The following is an 18,713-nucleotide window of genomic DNA, read 5'->3' as shown; positions in this document are numbered from 1 at the left end:
CGGCCGGTACTACGGGCAGGCAGTACCGGTCGGCGACTCGCGATTCATATGCGCGATCGGGTGGCGATCACCTCTTGCGCACGACGACGAAGTCGGCGAGCGCCACGAGCTGGTCGCGCACGCGCCGGTCCATGTCCACGTCGTCGAGGGCCTTGATCGCCACCGCGTGCTGGCGCCGTGCCTCGTCGGCGGTCCACTGCCGGCCGCCGGCCGCCTCGATGAGCGCGGCGCGGGCCGCGAACTCCTCCTCGGAGAAGTTCTCGAAGTCGTTGCTCTTGGCATCGGCGGCGAGCAGTTCCGCGAGCTCCTCGCAGGCCGGTCCGCCGGCCGCGAGGGCGGCGACGACGGGCAGCGACTTCTTGCGCTGGCGCAGGTCGCTCCAGGTCTGCTTGCCCGTGGACTCCGGGTCTCCCCAGATGCCGAGGAGATCGTCGACGGCCTGGAAGGCGAGGCCGAGGTGGTAGCCGTACTCCTCCAGCTTGTCGGCCGTACGGTCGTCCGCGCCGCCGAGCACGGCGCCGATGGAGACCGCGCAGGCGAGCAGGGCGCCGGTCTTGTTGCCCTCCATCTCCAGGCACTCCGCGACGCTGACGCTCTCGCGGTGCTCGTAGGAGATGTCCTGCGCCTGGCCGTCGATGAGCTTGCGGCTCGCGGTGGTCAGGCGCATGGCGGCGCGGCCGGCCTCGACGGTGCCGAGTTCCAGCAGGACCTCGTTGGCCAGGGCGAACAGCGCGTCGCCGACCAGGATCGCGAGGGCCGGTCCGTGGACCTTCCACACCGTGTCGCGGTGGCGGCGCTGCTCGTCCCCGTCCATCAGGTCGTCGTGCAGCAGCGAGAAGTTGTGGACGAGCTCCACGGCGACCGCGCCCGGGATCCCGACCTCGGCCGCGGCGCCCGCGGCCTCGGCGGAGAGCAGGGCGAGGGCGGGGCGCACGGCTTTGCCGCCGTCGCCGTCCGCCGGGTTGCCCTGGGCGTCGATCCAGCCGAAGTGGTAGGCGGCGACGGTGTCCATGGGCGCGGCGAGCCGGTCCACGGCGGAGCGGAGCGCGGGCGTCGAGAGCGTACGGCCGCGCTCCAGGAGGGCGAGCGTGTCCGCCTTCTCCCCGCCGGCCGGGCCCGTACTGGCGTCCGTGTTCTCGACGGCCGGATTCCCCGGGTTCACTGGCTCTCCTCTGGTTCCTGTACGTACTGCGGTGCGTGCTGCTGCGGTACCGGTGGTGCCTGTGGTGCCGGTACCGATGGTGCCGGTGGTGCCGGTGGTCGTCATGCCGCCTCCTGCAAGGGATGTTCGCGGTGGCGGCCCAGCATGCCGAGCGCGGCATGAGCCGCGCTCAGTCCGCTGCGGACGGCGCTCTCCATGGTCGCGGGCCAACCCGTCGCGGTCCACGCACCGGCGAGGTAGAGCCCCGGCGTGTCGGTCCGCGCGCCGGGCCGCAGCCGCCCGACGCCGGGGGTGGGGGCGAAGGTCGCGGTCCGCTCCCGGGTGACGAAGAAGTCCCGCACCTTGGCGCCGCGCGCGGCGGGCAGCAGCCGTTCCAGCTCGGGCAGGTACTTGGCGCGCAGGACCGAGACGGGCTCGTCGATGTCCTCGTGGGCGACCGACTGGGACAGGGCCAGGTACTGGCCGCCGTCGGGCAGCCCGGAGGAGTCGGTGCGGTCGAAGACCCATTGGACCGGGGAGCCGAGGGCCGCGAAGAACGGCTGCTTGAGCACCTTGCGGTCGTAGACGACGTGCACGTTGAGGATCGGAGCGGTGGCGATGTCGAGGAGCTTGTCCGGGTCGGCGAGCGCGCCGGCCGGGAGCAGCCCGTGTGCCTCGCGCTGCGGGACGGCGAGCACGACGGTGTCGGCGTCGAGCGACTCCTGCTCCGTGTCGACCCGCCAACCGCCTTCCACCGTACGGGAGATGCCGGTGACCCGGGTGCGCAGCGCGGTGCGCACCCCGGCCGCGTCCAGGGCCTCGCGGGCGAGCGTGTCGTGCAGGTCGCCCAGCGGTACGCGGGCCCAGCCGATGTCGGCCGCGCCGTTCTCGGAGAGCAGGCCGGTCTTGAAGACCATCGCGGCCAGGCCCAGCGAGGACTGCTCGGCGGTCGCGTTGAGGGTGGCGATGCCGACGAGGTCCCACAACGCCTCGATGGTGCGCGGGCTCTGGCCGTAGCGGGCGAGCCAGGTGGCGAAGTCCAGGCCGTCGAGCGCCGGGTCGGCGGGGTCGAGGCGGCGCAGCGCGAGGGCGGCGCGCCCCACGCTCACGCGCTCCGCGAGCGAGAGGTGGGGGTAGCGGGCGAGGGAGCCGGCCAGGTGCAGCGGCACGGGCAGGGCGCTGCGGCGCAGCCTGCCGAGCCGGGGGCCGCCGGGGTGGGCGGCGTCGAGGACGGGGACGTCGAGCCGGTCCTGGAGGGGCGCCAGATCGGCGCCGCCGACGCGGTCGAGGAACCACCGGTAGGCGGTGCAGCAGCGCAGGTAGACGTGCTGGCCGTTGTCGACGGTCAGGTCCCCGCGCTTGAAGGAGAACGCGAGGCCGCCGAGCCTGGGCCGGCCCTCCAGCAGCGTCACCCGCAGACCGGCGTCGGCGAGTTCCAGCGCGGTGGTGACGCCGGCGAGGCCGCCGCCGACGACCACGGCGTGGTGCGCGGTCATACGTCCTCCTCCGTCACTGCGACAGACGCCGCCGGGCGCGGCGGGGTTGCTCCCGCCCCGTTCGCGGGTGCGGCCGGGCGGCCCGCGGCCATCAGAGCCGCCTCCGGTTGCTCTGGCGCGAGATGGTCCGCGCGTCGAGGCCGGAGAGTCCGCGGACGGCCACGTACGCCTTCTCGTGCGTCGGCAGCGAGACCCGGCCGCGGAGCACGGCCTCGGGCTCGCGCTCGATGCGGTCCAGGAGGCGCCGGTAGATGCCGGCCATGGCGGCGACGCAGGCGCCGCTGCGCCGGTCGAGCATGGGCAGCAGCTTGTAGCCCTCGACGAACAGGGCGCGGGCGCGCCGCACTTCGTGGTGGACCAGGCCGGCGAAGTCGGAGCCGGCGGGCATCCGGTCACTGTGGAAGCCCTCGGAGCAGCCGAATTTGGCCAGGTCCTCGGCGGGCAGGTAGGTGCGTCCGTTGCCCGCGTCCTCCCGGACGTCGCGCAGGATGTTGGTGAGTTGCAGCGCGAGGCCGAGGGTGTCGGCGTACTCGCCGGCCAGTGCCGCGTCGCGGCTGCCGGCCGGGGCCGTGCCGAACACGCCGAGCGAGAGCCGGCCGATGGCGCCGGCGACGCAGCGGCAGTAGACCTTGAGGTCGTCCCAGGTCTCGTACGTCTCGCCGCGCACGTCCATCAGGACGCCGTCGATGAGCTCGTCGAGCCCTTCGAGCGGGATCGGGAAGCGGCGGGCGGCGTGCGCGAGGGCGACCGCGACCGGGTCGGTGTCGTCCTCGTCGATCCCCTCGGCGCGGATCCGGCCGAGCAGGGCGCGGGTCTCCTCCAGCCGGGCCAGCTTGACCTCGGGCGGCAGTGTGCCGTCGCCGATGTCGTCGACCCGCCGGGAGAAGGCGTACAGCGCGGACATCGCCTGCCGCTTGTCGAGCGGGAGCAGCCGGATGCCGTAGGCGAAGTTGCGCGCCTGCGCGCCGGTGACCGCCTCGCAGTAGCTGTAGGCGGCCGAAATCGGTGCGGACATCGGAGCCGGTGCGGACGGGGCGCCCGGTGCGGACGCGTGTGTGGGGCCCTCCACGGTCGGGCTCACCCCTTTCTCGGCGCTGTGCGCAGGACGGCGGCCACCTCGCGGAGCAGGCCGCTCTTGGTGGGCTTGGGCGGACCGGGCAGGACGTCGAAGCCGGCGGCGGTGACGGCTCGCAGGGCGGCCCTGCCCCCTCCCACGAAGCCCGCGAGCAGCAGTCGGAGCCTTCCGTCGACGCTGCCCACGAGCGGTGTGCCCTCGTTCAGGAGGTCCCGCGCCCGTTCGGTTTCGAAGGCGATCAGCGAGCGTACGGAGGCGCCGGCGGACGGGGCCTTCAGGTCGGCCTCGGCCACGTGGAAGCGGCGCATGTCCTCGCCCGGGAGGTAGATCCGGTCGCGGCCGAGGTCCTCGGCGACGTCCTGGAGGTGTTCGGCGATCTGCAGGGCGGTGCAGACGGCGTCGGAGCGGCGGATCCGCTCGGGGGTGGCGGTGCCGGTGAGCTGGAGCACGAGGCGGCCCACCGGGTTGGCGGAGAGCTCGCAGTAGGCGACGAGGTCGCCGTACGTCTCGTAGCGCGCGACCCGCTGGTCCTGGCGGTTGGCCTCGATGAGCCCGAGGAACGGCTCGGGGGTGAGCCCGTGATCGCGTACGACGGGCTGCAGGGCCAGCATGAGGGGGTGGCGGGGCGGGCCGCCGGTCCCGAAGACCCGGTGCAGGTCGGCCTCGAAGGCGTCGAGCATGGCGGGCCGGTCGTCCGCGGCGGCGGGGTCGAGGCCGAGGAGGACGGCGTCGCGGCCGCCCGGGGCGAGGTCTCCGTCGCCGATGTCGTCGACCAGGCGGGCATACCCGTAGACCGCCATCAGGCCCTCGCGCCAGGCGCGGGGCAGGAAGGCGGGGGCGACGGGGAAGTTCTCGGTGCGGGCCTTGTCGAGGGTCGCACCGGTGGCGGCGGAAAGGGCCTCGGAGGTGCCGTGAACGCCGGAGGTGCCGGTGGTGCCGGGGACCGTGTGCGGCCGGGGGCTGATGCCGTGCCCCGGGGTCACCGCCCGCCGCCCGTGGCGGGAACGGCCGTCGTGCCTGGGGGCCGGAGAATTCCCGTAGCCATTGCCGTCACATCTCCCGTTCTACACTGCGAACCCAATACATCCCATTTCGGACACGCCGCCGGGCATTTCCCGGAGCGCCCCAGGCTATTCACCTGTAGGGAATCGTCCCTCTTGCCCGCGATTGAGGACTGGCCCAGCTTACGCTGTACAACGGCGCGGAGGCTCGACGGGTATTCGGTCCACTACCGAATGTCGCCCGCGCAAATGGCTTTTCACAGCGCCTCGGGCATGCGGCGGCCCCCGCCGCTTGGTGCGGCGGGGGCCGTCCGTGGTCCCGTCAGCTGGTCGCCTTCTCGTATGCCGAGACGACTTCCTCCGTGGGGCCGTCCATCAGGAGTTCTCCCCGTTCCAGCCACAGCACCCGGTCACAGGTGTCGCGGATGGACTTGTTGTTGTGGCTCACCAGGAACACCGTGCCCGCGCTCTTGCGCAGTTCGCGGATGCGCTCCTCGGAACGCACCTGGAACTTCCGGTCACCGGTGGCCAGCGCCTCGTCAATCATCAGCACGTCGTGGTCCTTGGCCGCGGCGATGGAGAAGCGCAGTCGCGCGGCCATGCCGGAGGAGTACGTGCGCATCGGCAGGGAGATGAAGTCCCCCTTCTCGTTGATGCCCGAGAAATCGACGATGCCCGCGTAGCGCTCCTTGATCTGCTCGCGGGTCATGCCCATCGCGAGACCGCCGAGGACCACGTTGCGCTCACCGGTGAGGTCGTTCATCAGCGCCGCGTTGACACCCAGCAGCGAGGGCTGGCCGTCCGTGTAGACCTTGCCCGCCTCGCAGGGCAGCAGGCCCGCGATGGCGCGCAGCAGCGTCGACTTGCCGGAGCCGTTGGATCCGATGACGCCGATGGCCTCGCCGCGGTACGCCGTGAAGGAGACCCCGCGCACGGCGTGGACCCGGCGCACGCCCGGCGCGTCGCCCTTGCCCCGGCGGACTATCTTGCTCAGCGCCGCGGTGGCACTGCCCCTGCCGGAGCTGCCGGTGTTGACCCGGTAGACGATGTGCACGTCGTCGGCGATGACGGTGGGGACGTGCCCCCGGTTGTTCTCAGCCACGGCCGTAACGCTCCTCAGCCTTCCAGAAGTACACGAAACCGCCGAGGCCGATCAGGACGGCCCAGCCGATGGCGAAGGCCCAGACGTGCGGCGGCAGGTTCTCGCGGCCGTACCCGTCGATCAGCGCGAAGCGGACCAGGTCCATGTAGATCGCGGCCGGGTTCCACTGGAGCACGTCCGCGATCCACGCGGGCTTGCCCTTGAGCATCTCGCTGATCGAGAACATGACGCCGGAGGCGTACATCCACGTGCGCGTGACGAACGGCATGAGCTGCGCGAGGTCGGGGGTCTTGGAGCCCATCCGGCCGAAGATCAGCGCGAGGCCGGTGTTGAAGGCGAACTGGAGCACCAGCGCCGGGATGACCAGCAGCCAGGACAGCTGGGGGTAGTTGCCGAAGCCGACCGCGACGACGAACACGACGATCATCGAGAACATCAGCTGCTGGAGCTGCTGCAGCGAGAACGAGATCGGCAGCGAGGCGCGCGGGAAGTGCAGGGCGCGGACCAGGCCGATGTTGCCCGGGATCGCTCTGACGCCGGCCATCAGCGAGCTCTGCGTGAAGGTGAAGACGAAGACCCCGATCACCAAGAAGGGGATGTAGTCCTCCTTCTCGATGCCCTTGCCGGCGTCCAGGATCAGACCGAAGATCAAGTAATAGACCAGGGCGTTCAGCAGTGGGGTCGCCACCTGCCAGATCTGGCCGAGCTTCGCCTGGCTGTACTGGGCCATCAGCTTGGCCCGGGAGAACGCCACGATGAAGTGGCGGCGGTCCCACAGCTGCCGCACGTATTCGGCCAGACCCGGCCGGGCGCCGCTGACGGACAGCCCGTACTTCCCGGCCAGCTCCGCGGGGCTCAGGCCCGCGTCTTCGGACGGCGGCTTGCTCGTGGCGAGGGCGCCGTCCTGGGTTGTGTCACTCACAAGATGAAACTTTCCGTCTTCATGATGCGGCAGAAGGTGGCATCGGTCCTGAGGCACTCGGATCGTGATCGCGCCATGTTCTCAGACGCGAGCGTGTCAGATGACAGGCGGTCGACCCAGCCGGGTCAGCCGCCAGACCGTGCGCCATTTCATGGGGCGCCGGGGACCGCAGGAGGTGGTCCATCCCTCCTTGAACCCGGCGAACCAGGCCTTGAGCGCCGGCGGGGAGGGCCTGCGCAGGAGCGTCAGCAGGAGCCAGACGCCCACGTAGACCGGGACCAACGGGGCGGGCAGGTTGCGGCGGGCGAGCCACACCCGGTTTCGAGCCACCATACGGTGGTAGACCGCGTGCCGGGAGGGGGCCGTGGTGGGGTGCAGCAGCACCATGTCCGCGCGGTAGTCGATCAGCCACCCCGCGTCGAGCGCCCGCCAGGCCAGATCCGTCTCCTCGTGGGCGTAGAAGAACTCCCCCGGCAGGTCTCCGACCTGCTCGAACACCTTCGTACGGACGGCGTTGGCGCCGCCCAGGAAGGTGGTCACGCGCGAGGAGCGCATCGGGTCGGAGGCACGCAGCCGGGGCACGTGGCGGCGCTGGGTCTCGCCGGTCTCGGGATCGGCGATCCGGAAGCTGACGATGCCGAGCTCCGGGTCCTCGGAGAAGGCCTGTCGGCACAGCTCGGCGGTGTCGGTGCGCTCCAGCAGCCCGTCGTCGTCGAGGAAGAGCAGGCCGTCCACCTCGAAGCCCGCGCCGTCGCCGGAGCGGAAGGCCTCGATGCCGACGTTGCGGCCGCCCGGGATGCCGAGGTTCTCGGGCAGCTCGACGGTGCGCACGTCCTCGGGAAGCCCGGTCAGGCGCACGCCCTGGCCGACGACGACCGTCTCGACGGGGGCGCCGTCCTGCTGGGCCACCGAGTCCAGGAGCGCCTTGAGCTCGTCGGGGCGGTTGCCCATCGTGATGATGACGGCGCCCAGCCGCATCGGGGCCGTCACTTGAGCCTGCTGGAGGCGAGGACCGACACCAGGTGCAGCACGGTCTGCAGCAGCGCGATGCCGGCCAGGACCGCGACGCCGAGGCGGGTGAAGTACAGGTCGCCGCGGATCTGGTCCACGACGGCCAGCACCAGGATGAGCAGGGAGGCCTCGATGCCGAGGACCAGGCGGTGGAACTTGAGCGCGGCCGCGGCCCGGCGGGCGAGCGCCATGCCGGACGAGCGCGGCGTGGCCGCCGCGTCCTGGACCACGGGCTTTCCGGCCTGGTGGCGGGCGACGCCGACCAGGTCAGTCTCGGCCTTGATCAGGATCGCGCCGAGCGCCGCGAGGGTGCCCAGGAAGGCCCACAGCCAGTCGATGCGCCCGCTGCCCCACAGGTCCGAGGCGCGCAGGCCGAAGCCGACCAGCACCGCCGCGTCGCACAGGTAGGCGCCGACCCGGTCCAGGTAGACCCCGGACAGCGAGAACTGCTTCTTCCAGCGGGCGACCTCGCCGTCGACGCAGTCGAGCAGCAGGTACATCTGGACCGCGACCACGCCGAGGACGGCGCCCCAGACGCCCGGCACCAGCAGGGCCGGGGCCGCGAGCACGCCGGCGATGGTCATCACGTAGGTCAGCTGGTTGGGCGTGACCTTGGTGGTGACCAGGAGGCGGGTGATGCGCAGGGAGATCTCGCGCATGTAGAGGCGCCCGCCCCAGTGCTCGCCGCTGACCCGGTCCTTGACGCCCGCCGGGTGAACGACGGGCCGGAGTTCAGCTACGGATGGTCTTGGCATAGTCGGCGTAAGCGTCCCTGATCTCGGCTGCGGACAAGTTGAGGTGCTCCAGGATCGTGAAGCGTCCCGGACGGGTCTGGGGGGCGTACTCGACGGCCGCGACGAACTCGTCGACGCTGAAGCCGATCTCCTCGGGGAGGACGGGCAGGCCGTGGCCGCGCAGCACCTGGACGAAGAGCCCGGACTTCTCGGCGGCGCCGCGCAGGTGCATGGCGAAGGCGGCGCCGAGGCCGACCTGCTCGCCGTGGAGCGCGGAGCGCCCGGGGTAGAGCAGGTCGAAGGCGTGGCTGATCTCGTGGCAGGCGCCGGACGAGGGGCGGGTGTCCCCGCTGATCGACATGGCGATGCCGGAGAGGACGAGCGCTTCGGAGAGCACGGTGAGGAACTCGTCGTCGCCGACGCCGCCGGGGTGGCGCAGCACGGACTCACCGGCGGTACGGGCCATGGCGGCGGCCAGGCCGTCGACGGGCTCGCCGTTGAGGCGGTGCGAGAGCTCCCAGTCGGCGATGGCCGAGATGTTGGAGATCGCGTCGCCGATGCCGGCTCGGACGAACCGCGCCGGGGCCTCCTTGATGACGTCGAGGTCCACGACCATCGCGATCGGCATGGGGACTCCGTAGGAGCCCCTGCCGTTGTCGTTGTCCAGGATGGACACCGGCGAGCAGATGCCGTCGTGGGAGAGGTTCGTGGCGACGGCCACCATGGGCAGGCCGACCCGCGCCGCGGCGTACTTCGCCACGTCGATGATCTTGCCGCCGCCCAGGCCCACGACGGCGTCGTAGCGGCGACCCTTTATGTCGTCGGCGAGCTTGACCGCGGAGTCGATGGTCCCGTCGACGACGGGGTACCAGTCGGCGTGCGGCAGCACGGGCTCCAGCTTGGCGCGCAGCACCGCGCCGGAGCCGCCGCTGATCGCGATCGCGAGCTTGCCGGACGTGGAGACGCGCTGGTCGGCGAGGAGGCCGGCCAGGTCGTCCATCGCGCCGCGGCTGATGTCGACGACGACGGGCGAGGGGATGAGCCTCGTCAGTACTGGCATGCGATCGTCCGGCCCTTGGCGAGGTCGTCGTGGTTGTCGATCTCGACCCACTTGACGTCGCCGATGGGGGCCACGTCGATCGTGAAGCCGTCGTTGACGAGCTGCTGGTAGCCGTCCTCGTAGTAGAGGTCGGGGTCGCGCTCGAAGGTGGTCTTCAGGGCCTCGGCCAGCTCCTCGGCGGCCTCCGGCTCGATGAGGGTGACGCCGATGTACTCGCCGGTCGCGGTGGCCGGGTCCATCAGCTTGGTGATCCGCCGGACGCCCTTCTCACCGTCGGTGATGACCTTCATCTCCTCGTCGGCCAGGTGCTTGACCGTGTCGAGGGCGAGGATGATCTTCCGGCCCTCGCCGCGGGCGGCGAGCAGGGTCTTCTCGACGGAGACCGGGTGGACGGTGTCGCCGTTGGCGAGGATCACGCCCTGCTTCAGGACCTCACGCGCGCACCACAGGGAGTAGGCGTTGTTCCACTCCTCGGCCTTGTCGTTGTCGATCAGCGTGATCTTGACGCCGTACTTGGCCTCCAGGGCCTCCCGGCGCTCGTACACGGCTTCCTTGCGGTAGCCGACGACGACGGCGACCTCGGTGAGGCCGACCTCGGCGAAGTTGCCGAGCGTCAGGTCGAGGACCGTGATGCTCTCCTCGTCGCCTTCGGGGCCGACGGGCACGAGGGCCTTGGGCAGGGTGTCGGTGTAGGGACGCAGGCGGCGTCCGGCACCGGCAGCGAGGACGAGGCCGATCATGCTGGTTCTCCTTCGTCATGTACGGCGGGTGCCCCGGAGGAAACCCAGAAGCGGATGCTCTCCACGAGCACCACCAGTGCCACGAACCCGGCCATGGCCGTGAGCGCGACGGGGAAGTCTGCGGCGCGCGAGGCCAGGGCGGAGGCCAGCACCGCGGTCAGCAGCACCCGGCCCTCGTGTCCGCCGGTCGTCCGCACCAGCCAGTGCGGGGGCGCGCCGGTGCCACCGCGGATGCGGTACACCGTGTCGTAGTGATGGTAGGCGACCGCCGCGACCAGTCCGAATGCCGCGGGAAGGGCCCCGGGGACGTCCGCCTTGGCGGCGAGGATCAGCACGGTGGTGTACTCGGCGGCCCGGAAGACGGGCGGCACGAGCCAGTCGAGGGCGCCCTTGAGGGGCCGGGCGACGGCCGCTCCGGCGAGCACGGCGTAGAACACGGCGGCGACGACCACCTGGCGGGCGCCGAACTCGTGGGCCCAGGCCGTCCACAGCAGCGCCACCGAGCCGATCACGGCCGCGGCGATGCCGGCGCCGGGGGCCAGCCGGCCGAACGCACGGCCCGCGAGCTCGGCGATCGGGCCCGAGTCCGCGAGGTCCGCGAGGGCCTGGGCGGCCCGGTCGGTCCGCTTCGCCCTGCGGGTCAGCGAGCGCAGGACCCGGCCGGCGGTGGTGTAGAGCGCGCCGAAGGCGCAGCCGACGAGCAGCGCGTAGAAGACGATCCGGGGGGTGGTCACGGCGGTCAGCGCCGCGATCATGGCCCAGCGCTCGCCGATCGGGAGGATGATCATCCGCCGGACCCAGACCGTCCAGCCGACGCTGTCGAGCTTGTCGGAGAGGGCGGCGGTGGGGCTGGTGTTGGCGGTCGCGTCGTGGTTGGCCTCGTTGAAGGAGAAGTCCACGACGTGGCGGCAGGTCATCAGGATCATGGCGCCGAGCGCCAGGGCCCAGACGTCGTCCCCGTTCCTGGCGGCACCGAGCGCGAGGCCCGCGTAGAAGGAGTACTCCTTGGCGCGGTCGAAGGTCGCGTCGAGCCAGGCGCCCATCGTCGAGTACTGGAGCGAGTAGCGGGCGAGCTGCCCGTCCGTGCAGTCCAGGACGAAGGAGAAGAGGAGCAGTACGCCGGCCGCGACGTAGCCCCAGCGGTCGCCGGTGGCGGCGCAGCCGGCCGCGATCAGCGCGGTGACCAGGGAGGCGGTGGTGACCTGGTTCGGGGTCAGGCCGCGGCGCGCGCACCAGCGGGCGATGTAGCGCGAGTACGGGCTGATGAAGAAGGTGGTGAAGAACCCGTCCCGGGACTTCACGGCGGTGCGCAGCCGGACGGCCTCGTCGTCGACGGCGGCCACCCTCGCGGCGGCCGCGTCGCGCTCGGCGGCGCCCGCCGGGACGGTGGCGACGAGCGTGCCCAGTTCGGGGCGCTGGACGGCGGTGCCGGCGGCCTCGACCGCGGCGGCCAGCCGGTCGGGGTACGGGCCGGTCCCCGCGTCGGCCGCGGCCGGGGCGGCGGCCCGGTCCAGGGCCGCACGGGCGCCCGGCTGGACGGCGAAGGCGCCGGTCACGGCGCAGGCGTCGAACCGCGGGTCGGTCAGCGCGAGCCGCAGCGCGTGCGTGTGCCCGACGAACCCGCTGTCCACGACGGCCACCCGCTGATCGGCGGGTACGAGGGCCAGGGCGGCGGCGGTGTCGCGCGGGGTGGCGGCGGGGCGGACGTCGAAGCCGAGGGAGCGCAGCTCGTCGGCGAGCGGTGATCCGGGCACCGGCAGGCCGGTAAGGATGACGGTCGGCAGACGAACTCACTCCTTGCACGAACACGGGACGTGCGCCGGGGGCGGCGGCACGTCGGCAGAGGCTATCGGATGAACGGAAGGAGGGGTTCACCACCCGTTTACGCCCCGATAAGCCGAAGATTCCGGGGCTGTGCGCCCTGAGGCGATCATCATTGACGAGAACTCCGGGGGACTCAAACCGCCTCGGTGCTAGGTTGATCGCAGACATGTACGAAAAGCGTGCATACGTCTCAAACGGAACTGATCGAGAAAGAGGTGGGTTGATGACCGTCGCAGAGGTCGCGGCCATGGGCAGCGACGCACTCCGGTACATCCCCTCTTCCTTCCGGGCATCCGGCCAGGCCTGACCTTCTCGGCCTCGTCGGCCGGAGCCCTCGTTCAAGGGTTCACGTTGACCGACCTCACAGACCACACCGCCGGCACCACCGACACCGGCAACTCCCGCACCACCGACTTCAGCACGCAGGGCGACCCGTTCTTCGAGGCGTTCTTCGAGCTGCACCGCGGCCTGCCCCGGCAGTCCCCCGGCTCCGAGGCGACCACCCGCCACCTGCTGTCCCTGTGCGGACCGCTGCCCGAGCGGCCGCGCGTCCTCGATCTGGGCTGCGGTCCGGGTGCCGGCGCCCTGCTGCTCGCCGCCGAGGCGGGAAGCCGGGGCGCCGAGGTCACCGCCGTCGATCTGAACGACGGCTTCCTCGACGAACTCCGTACGGCCGCCGCGGCCCGCGGGCTCACCGACCGCGTCCACGCCGTCAAGGCGGACATGGGCGACCTCCCCTGTCCGGACGGTTCCTTCGACCTCCTGTGGGCCGAGGGCTCCGCCTACAACATCGGCTTCGCCACCGCGCTCGCGCGGTGGAAGCGGCTCCTGGCACCCGGCGGCACCCTCGTGCTGAGCGAGTGCGAGTGGACCGTCGAGGAGCCCTCCGCCGGGGTCCGCGCCTTCTGGGACCCGCACTACGCGCTGCGCTCCACCGCCCGGAACCTGTCCGCCGTCCAGGCCGCCGGGTACCGGGTGCTCGGCGTCCACCACCAGCCCGACTCCGACTGGGCCGCGTACTACGGCCCGCTCGGCGAGCGGGCCGCCGCGGCCCCGGAGCCGGCCGGGCCGCAGGCCGCGGCCGCGCTGGACTTCGTGCGCGAGGAGATCGGCGTACGGGAGCGGCACGGGCACGAGTACGGGTACACGGCCTACGTCCTGCGCCCGGTCACGGCCGGCGACGGCGACGCCTGGCCCACCCGCCCGGAGACCGGGGCCGACACGGCCGCGGTCCACGCGCTGAACTCGGCCGCCTTCGAGACCCCCGCCGAGGCGGACCTCGTGGACGCGCTGCGCACGGACGCCTCCTGGCTGCCCGGCCTGTCCTACGTGGCCGAGGGCCCGGACGGGTCGGTCGCGGCGCACGCCCTGCTGACCCGGTGCGAGGTGGACGGGGTCCCCGCGCTCGCGCTCGCGCCGGTGGCCGCCGATCCCGCGCTCCAGCGCTCGGGCGCGGGCAGCGCGGTCGTACGGGCGCTGCTCGCGGCGGCCCGCGAGCGGGGCGAGGCGCTGGTCCTGGTCCTCGGGCATCCCGAGTACTACCCGCGCTTCGGTTTCGTGCCGGCTTCGCGCTTCGGGATCCGGGCGCCCTTCGAGGTCCCCGACGAGGTGATGATGGCGCTGGTGCTCGACGACGGCGCGGCGGTGCCCGCGGGCACGATCCGCTATCCGGCCCCGTTCGGGCTCTGACGCACGGCCCGCCGGGCTGACGAACCGACGGGCTGAACCGGTCCGCCCCCCGCCGCATATCACGCGGCGGGGGGCGGACATGCGCGGATCCCCGAAGTCAGGGGTAGTGGCTTTTGTACGGCAGACTGAAGGCCGAAGTCCGAAGCGAAGGATGGGTATGCCGACCACACCAGCCACCGCCGCGAACAGCGCGTCCACCGGCACCGGCACTCAAGAACCGATCATGCTCGAACTGGTCGACGAGTCCGGCAGCACCATCGGCACGGCGGAGAAGCTCTCCGCCCACCAGGCCCCCGGTCTGCTGCACCGCGCGTTCTCCGTGTTCCTCTTCGACGAGCAGGGCCGCATGCTGCTCCAGCAGCGCGCCCTCGGGAAGTACCACTCCCCCGGCGTCTGGTCGAACACGTGCTGCGGTCACCCCTACCCCGGGGAGTCGCCCTTCGCGGCCGCGGCCCGGCGGACCTACGAGGAGCTGGGATTGTCGCCCTCGCTGCTCGCCCAGGCCGGGACCGTGCGCTACAACCACCCGGACCCGGCGTCGGGCCTCGTGGAGCAGGAGTACAACCACCTGTTCGTGGGACTCGCGCAGGCCTCGGTGCGACCGGATCCGGAGGAGATCGCGGACACCGCTTTCGTGACGGCCGGGGAACTGGCCAAGCGGCACGCCGAGGTTCCGTTCTCGGCCTGGTTCATGACCGTGCTGGACGCGGCCCGGCCCGCGATCCGCGAACTGACGGGTGACGCGGCGGGCTGGTAGCCCCTGGCCGCCGTACGGCCGGGGCCGTGCTGCCGTACGCGCCTTGCACGCCGTGCACGCCGTGCACGCCTTGTATGCCTTGCACGCCGTACGCCGCTCAGACCGCCGAGGTCGGGGTGGCGGCCGGCGAGGCGGCGGGCGTGCTGAGCGGCAGGGCCGCCCAGATCACCTTCCCGCCCGTGGAGGTGTGCTCCACGTCGCAGACCCCGCCGGCCTCCAGCGTGATCTCCCTGACGAGGAGCAGGCCCCGGCCGCCGGTCTGGCCGAAGTCGGCCTCCAGCGCCTTGGGGCGGTAGGGGTGGTTGTCCTCGACGGCCACCCGTACCCACTCCCGGCCGATGGCGACTTCGACCGCGACCTCCGGCGAGAGCAGGGCCGCGTGCCGGACCGAGTTCGTCACCAGTTCGGAGACGATCAGCAGCAGGGAGTACACCAGGTCCCGATCGGCCGGCACCTCCTGGCGGCCGAGCAGGTCGCGCACCGCGCGGCGGGCCTGCGGAACGGATTCTTCTACTGCGGGAGCCGTGAAACGCCACACTCCCTCATATGCGAGGGGGGCAGCCGCTACCTCCGGCTCGCCCCCCTCGACTGGCGGGACGCTCCCGCTGCCATCCATCTCCCGGCCCCCGTCTTCACGCTCGATCGTCTCCACGCGTCAAGAGTGGGGACCGGAGCGGTCCGGGCCGGACCACTGACCAGAAGTCAGCGTCAATCGGACACTTTCTGACCACTGGCGTATGACAGAGTCAGTTGTTCGACTGTTCCTGATCTTCTGCGGGCCACTTCCCGGCGGCCCCGCCGGGCTCGGCCGTCGCGCCCGGGACCGCCGCCGGCGCCGCCCGCTCCTCGTCGTCCCTGACCAAACCCAGGATGCGGCGCGCGCCCATGCCCAGGGCGATCAGGCTCAGGCCGTCGAACAACAGCGCCAGGGAGAAGAACGCTCCGATCACGTACAGACTGTTGCCGGGCCAGTTCGACAGGATCAGCAGGCCCAGCAGGATGCCGAAGGCCCCCTGGACCAGCGTCAGCCCGAAGTGCGCCCCGCGCACCACCACGGCGCCCGCCAGCCGGAACACGCCGCCGGTGAGGAACAGCAGCGCGGCGAACATGGTCAGCGCCTCCGCGCTCGCCTCCGGGCGGCGCAGGATCACGAAACCGGCCGCGATGTTGATCGCGGCGACGATGACGGCGAGCCAGAAGTAGTTGCTCTTGCGGGACTGCACCGCCTGCAGCAGACCGACCGCACCGCCGGCCAGCAGCAGCCAGCCGAAGAGGAACATCGTGGTCAGGGTGGCGGCAGCGGTGTAGACGAGGCCCACCAGCCCTGCCAGCACCAGCAGCACCCCGAGCAGGGCCATCACCCCGAAGCTGCGGCTGACGTGCTTCTTGTCGTCCTTGCCGCCCTTGCTGCCCTTGCTGCCCGTGACGCCCTTGCCGTCCTTGTTGCCCTCTGCACGCTCGGTACGGTCTGCGCCCATGGACGCGCCACCTTTCAGCACCCCCCGGACGGACTCCCTGACGGCCGGTCCACCGAGCTGCCGGGGACCGGTCTTTTGATCATAGGTTTGACCGTCCGGGATAGCATCCGGCGCATGGACGCAGCCCTCCTCCCCTCGGTCTCCGACGGGGTCGCCACCGTCGTGATCTCGCACCCCGCCAAGCGCAACGCCATGACGGCGGCCATGTGGCGCGCCCTGCCCGGGCTGCTGGCCGGACTCGCGGCCGACTCCGCCGTACGGGTGCTGGTCCTGACGGGAGCCGGCGGGACCTTCTGCGCGGGCGCCGACATCTCCTCCCTGACCGGCGACGACGACCCGCAGGCCCTGGCCGTGGCGGCGGAGGAGGCGCTGGCCGCCTTCCCCAAGCCCACGCTCGCCGCGATCCGCGGGTTCTGCGTGGGCGGCGGCAGCCAGCTGGCGGCCGCCTGCGACCTGCGCTTCGCCGAGGAGGGCTCCTCCTTCGGCGTCACGCCGGCGAAGCTGGGCATCGTGTACCCGGCCTCCTCGACGCGGCGGCTGACGGCGCTGGTCGGCCCGTCGGCCGCCAAGTACCTGCTGTTCTCAGCGGAGTTGACCGACGCGGACCGGGCGCTGCGGACCGGCTTCCTGGACGAGCTGCTGCCCGCCGGCCAACTCGACAAGCGGGTCGCCGAGTTCACCCGGATCCTCGCCTCGCGCTCGCAGCTCACCCAGGCCGCCGCGAAGGAGTTCGCGGACGGCCGCACCGACCGCGACGGGCACTGGGCGGCGCAGGCCGCCGGAAGCGGCGACGTCGCGGAAGGCGTCGCCGCGTTCCTGGAGCGGCGGCCGCCCGCCTTCACCTGGACTCCGCCGCAGGGCTGAACGCGCGCAGCCGCGCGACGATGTCGGCGGGCGCCTTCCGCGGGGAACCCGCGTCGTAGGGCGGCTGCGGGTCGTACTCGGTCATCAGCTGCACGGTCTGCGCGTACTCGTCGCCCGCGATGCGGCCGAGGAGTGCGAGCCCCATGTCGATCCCCGCGGAGACCCCGGCCGCGGTCACGTACTTCCCGTCGAAGACCACCCGCTCCTCGGCGGGCAGCGCCCCGTACGGGGGCAGCCGGTCCAGGTACAGCCAGTGGCTGGTGGCCCGCCGCCCGTCGAGCAGGCCGGCGGCGGCGAGCAGCGTCGAACCGGTGCAGACCGAGGTGGTCCAGGTCGTGGTGGCGTCGACGGCCCGCAGCCAGTCGAGGACGACGGGGTTCTTCATCTGCCCGTCGGAGGACGGCCCTCCGGGCACGATGACGATGTCCGGCCGCGTCACCTCGCCGAGCCCCTTGTCCGCGACGAGCTCGAGCGAGCCGTTGTCGGTCCGCACGGGCCCGGGGTGCTCGGAGACGAAGACGGTCTCCGCGCCCTGGAGGCGGCCGAGGGTGTCGAAGGGCCCGACGGCGTCGAGGGCGGTGAACTGGTCGTAGAGCAGTACGGCGATCTGCATGGCTCCTCCGGAGCGGTTGTCGGACGGACGGGTCGGGATCAGCCGGGTGTGCCGAAGCGCCGGCGGTACTCGGCCGGGGACTGGCCCAGGGTCTTCACGAAGGCGCGGCGGAGGGCTTCGGGGGTGCCGTAGCCGCAGGCCCGGGAGATCTGGGCGACGCCCTCGCCGCCCTCTTCGAGGAGCCGCCGGGCGTGCTCCACCCGTACGCGCTCCACGTACCGCCCCGGCGGCACCCCCGTCTCCGCCTGGAAGGCCCGCGCGAAGTGCCGGGGCGACAGCGCGGCGCGCGCCGCGAGCGCCTCCACGCTGAGGTCCTCCCCCGGGTGCTCCGTGATCCAGTGCTGCACCTCCTTCAGCGGCTCCCGCCGGGCCGTCTGCGCCGCGAGCTGCGCGCTGAACTGCGCCTGGTTCCCGGGCCGCCGCAGGAAGACCACCAGGTGCCGGGCGATCGAGAGGGCCAGCTCCGGCCCGTGGTCCTCCTCCACGAGGGCCAGCGCCAGGTCGATGCCCGCCGTCACCCCGGCCGAGGTGGCCACCGGCCCGTCCCGGACGTAGATCGGGTCCCGTTCGACGGCCACGGCGGGGTAGTCCCGGGCCATCTGCTCGCACACGTACCAGTGGGTCGTCGCGCGCCGGCCGTCCAGCAGCCCGGCCTCGGCCAGCAGCAGTCCCCCGGTGCACACGGACACCAGCCGCTCGGCGTGCCTCCCGTGCGCGCGCAGCCAGTCGGTGAGCCGGGGTTCGAAGTCCCCGGTGTACCGCCCGCCCGGCACGAGCAGCGTGGTTCCGGCGGCCGGGCACTCGCCCTCCAGCTCCCCGTCGGGGACGAGGGTCAGCCCGCTGCCCGTCCGGACGGGGGCGCCGCCGAGCGAGACGGTCCGCAGGGCATAGCGGGCCGGGCCGGGGTGCCGGTCGGCGCCGGCGAAGACCTCGACCGGCCCGGTGACGTCCAGGCTCTGCACACCGTCGTAGAGGACGACGAGCACGTTTCGGAGCGACATGACCTCATGGTGTGACACCGCGTCCCATGGCCGCAATGACGTGGATCCCACCTATCCGGCCATGGTGCGATCCTTTCGTCGTACCGCGCCCCCCTTCCCCGCGGGACCCCGGGGCGGGGGCGGCGGCGGCCGTGGTAGTTTTCTCGGACCGAGGCAGGCGTTGTATGCTGCTCCGGTTGCCCGATGAGAGTCGGGCCATCCTCCG

At 72.3% G+C, this 18,713-nt stretch carries 18 protein-coding genes; 3 read left to right on the top strand and 15 right to left on the bottom strand.

Features of this window, described 5'->3' with window-relative positions:
• Window positions 1-67: 67 nt before the first annotated feature.
• From DRB96_RS23460 to DRB96_RS23410, 11 genes are all read right to left on the bottom strand, one after another.
• Window positions 68-1,078: a polyprenyl synthetase family protein gene (locus DRB96_RS23460; RefSeq protein ID WP_112453661.1), complete on the bottom strand. Its 1,011-nt coding sequence runs from the start codon at window positions 1,076-1,078 to the stop codon at window positions 68-70.
• 185 nt (window positions 1,079-1,263) lie between these two features.
• Window positions 1,264-2,637, bottom strand: a complete 1,374-nt coding sequence (hpnE, locus tag DRB96_RS23455) for a hydroxysqualene dehydroxylase HpnE (RefSeq protein WP_112450234.1) — start codon at window positions 2,635-2,637, stop codon at window positions 1,264-1,266.
• A 91-nt stretch (window positions 2,638-2,728) separates the two neighbouring features.
• Window positions 2,729-3,652, bottom strand: a complete 924-nt coding sequence (hpnD, locus tag DRB96_RS23450) for a presqualene diphosphate synthase HpnD (protein ID WP_112453660.1) — start codon at window positions 3,650-3,652, stop codon at window positions 2,729-2,731.
• Between the two features lie 62 nt (window positions 3,653-3,714).
• Window positions 3,715-4,695, bottom strand: coding sequence for a squalene synthase HpnC (hpnC, locus tag DRB96_RS23445; RefSeq protein WP_275432015.1), 981 nt, complete (start codon window positions 4,693-4,695; stop codon window positions 3,715-3,717).
• A gap of 340 nt (window positions 4,696-5,035) precedes the next feature.
• Complete coding sequence (locus tag DRB96_RS23440; RefSeq protein WP_112450233.1) at window positions 5,036-5,815, bottom strand: ABC transporter ATP-binding protein; 780 nt, start codon at window positions 5,813-5,815, stop codon at window positions 5,036-5,038.
• A complete protein-coding gene (locus DRB96_RS23435; RefSeq protein WP_112450232.1) occupies window positions 5,808-6,737 on the bottom strand; it encodes an ABC transporter permease in 930 nt (309 codons plus the stop codon). The genes DRB96_RS23440 and DRB96_RS23435 overlap by 8 nt, the downstream gene beginning before the upstream one ends.
• Window positions 6,738-6,833: 96 nt before the next feature.
• Entirely contained in the window at window positions 6,834-7,727 is an 894-nt protein-coding gene (locus DRB96_RS23430; protein ID WP_112450231.1) for a glycosyltransferase, read from the bottom strand.
• Window positions 7,724-8,503: a CDP-alcohol phosphatidyltransferase family protein gene (locus tag DRB96_RS23425; protein WP_112450230.1), complete on the bottom strand. Its 780-nt coding sequence runs from the start codon at window positions 8,501-8,503 to the stop codon at window positions 7,724-7,726. The genes DRB96_RS23430 and DRB96_RS23425 overlap by 4 nt, the downstream gene beginning before the upstream one ends.
• Window positions 8,481-9,542 (bottom strand): iron-containing alcohol dehydrogenase family protein, encoded by a 1,062-nt coding sequence (locus DRB96_RS23420; RefSeq protein WP_112450229.1) that lies wholly within the window; start codon window positions 9,540-9,542, stop codon window positions 8,481-8,483. Before DRB96_RS23420 ends, DRB96_RS23425 begins: the two co-directional genes overlap by 23 nt.
• The gene (locus tag DRB96_RS23415; protein ID WP_112450228.1) at window positions 9,530-10,282 is read right to left on the bottom strand and encodes a phosphocholine cytidylyltransferase family protein; all 753 of its coding nucleotides are present in this window, start codon (window positions 10,280-10,282) and stop codon (window positions 9,530-9,532) included. Before DRB96_RS23415 ends, DRB96_RS23420 begins: the two co-directional genes overlap by 13 nt.
• The gene (locus DRB96_RS23410; RefSeq protein ID WP_112450227.1) at window positions 10,279-12,066 is read right to left on the bottom strand and encodes a DUF5941 domain-containing protein; all 1,788 of its coding nucleotides are present in this window, start codon (window positions 12,064-12,066) and stop codon (window positions 10,279-10,281) included. Before DRB96_RS23410 ends, DRB96_RS23415 begins: the two co-directional genes overlap by 4 nt.
• Window positions 12,067-12,562: 496 nt before the next feature.
• Between DRB96_RS23410 and DRB96_RS23405 the strand changes: the two genes are divergently transcribed.
• Both DRB96_RS23405 and idi read left to right on the top strand, forming a co-directional pair.
• Window positions 12,563-13,795 (top strand): bifunctional class I SAM-dependent methyltransferase/N-acetyltransferase, encoded by a 1,233-nt coding sequence (locus tag DRB96_RS23405; RefSeq protein ID WP_239516839.1) that lies wholly within the window; start codon window positions 12,563-12,565, stop codon window positions 13,793-13,795.
• Window positions 13,796-13,952: 157 nt separating this feature from the next.
• Window positions 13,953-14,552 (top strand): isopentenyl-diphosphate Delta-isomerase, encoded by a 600-nt coding sequence (idi, locus tag DRB96_RS23400; RefSeq protein WP_112450225.1) that lies wholly within the window; start codon window positions 13,953-13,955, stop codon window positions 14,550-14,552.
• A 97-nt stretch (window positions 14,553-14,649) separates the two neighbouring features.
• On the opposite strand, the gene DRB96_RS23395 is transcribed toward idi, so the two are convergent.
• Both DRB96_RS23395 and DRB96_RS23390 read right to left on the bottom strand, forming a co-directional pair.
• A complete protein-coding gene (locus DRB96_RS23395; protein WP_112453658.1) occupies window positions 14,650-15,168 on the bottom strand; it encodes an ATP-binding protein in 519 nt (172 codons plus the stop codon).
• Between the two features lie 130 nt (window positions 15,169-15,298).
• Entirely contained in the window at window positions 15,299-15,910 is a 612-nt protein-coding gene (locus tag DRB96_RS23390) for a DUF308 domain-containing protein (RefSeq protein ID WP_239516840.1), read from the bottom strand.
• Between the two features lie 234 nt (window positions 15,911-16,144).
• On the opposite strand from DRB96_RS23390, the gene DRB96_RS23385 reads away from it, so the two are divergent.
• Window positions 16,145-16,894 carry an enoyl-CoA hydratase-related protein gene (locus tag DRB96_RS23385; protein WP_112450223.1) on the top strand — a complete coding sequence of 250 codons (750 nt, stop codon included), beginning with the start codon at window positions 16,145-16,147 and terminating at the stop codon, window positions 16,892-16,894.
• On the opposite strand, the gene DRB96_RS23380 is transcribed toward DRB96_RS23385, so the two are convergent.
• Both DRB96_RS23380 and DRB96_RS23375 read right to left on the bottom strand, forming a co-directional pair.
• Window positions 16,869-17,507 (bottom strand): DJ-1/PfpI family protein, encoded by a 639-nt coding sequence (locus DRB96_RS23380; protein WP_112450222.1) that lies wholly within the window; start codon window positions 17,505-17,507, stop codon window positions 16,869-16,871. The genes DRB96_RS23385 and DRB96_RS23380 overlap by 26 nt on opposite strands.
• Window positions 17,508-17,545: 38 nt before the next feature.
• On the bottom strand, window positions 17,546-18,508 hold the full coding sequence (locus tag DRB96_RS23375) for a GlxA family transcriptional regulator (protein ID WP_112450221.1): 963 nt from the start codon (window positions 18,506-18,508) through the stop codon (window positions 17,546-17,548).
• Window positions 18,509-18,713: the final 205 nt, after the last annotated feature.

The sequence above is a fragment of the Streptomyces sp. ICC1 genome (assembly GCF_003287935.1).
Taxonomy (GTDB): Bacteria; Actinomycetota; Actinomycetes; order Streptomycetales; family Streptomycetaceae; genus Streptomyces; species Streptomyces tritrimontium.
This window is presented reverse-complemented; position numbering and strand designations above follow the sequence as displayed.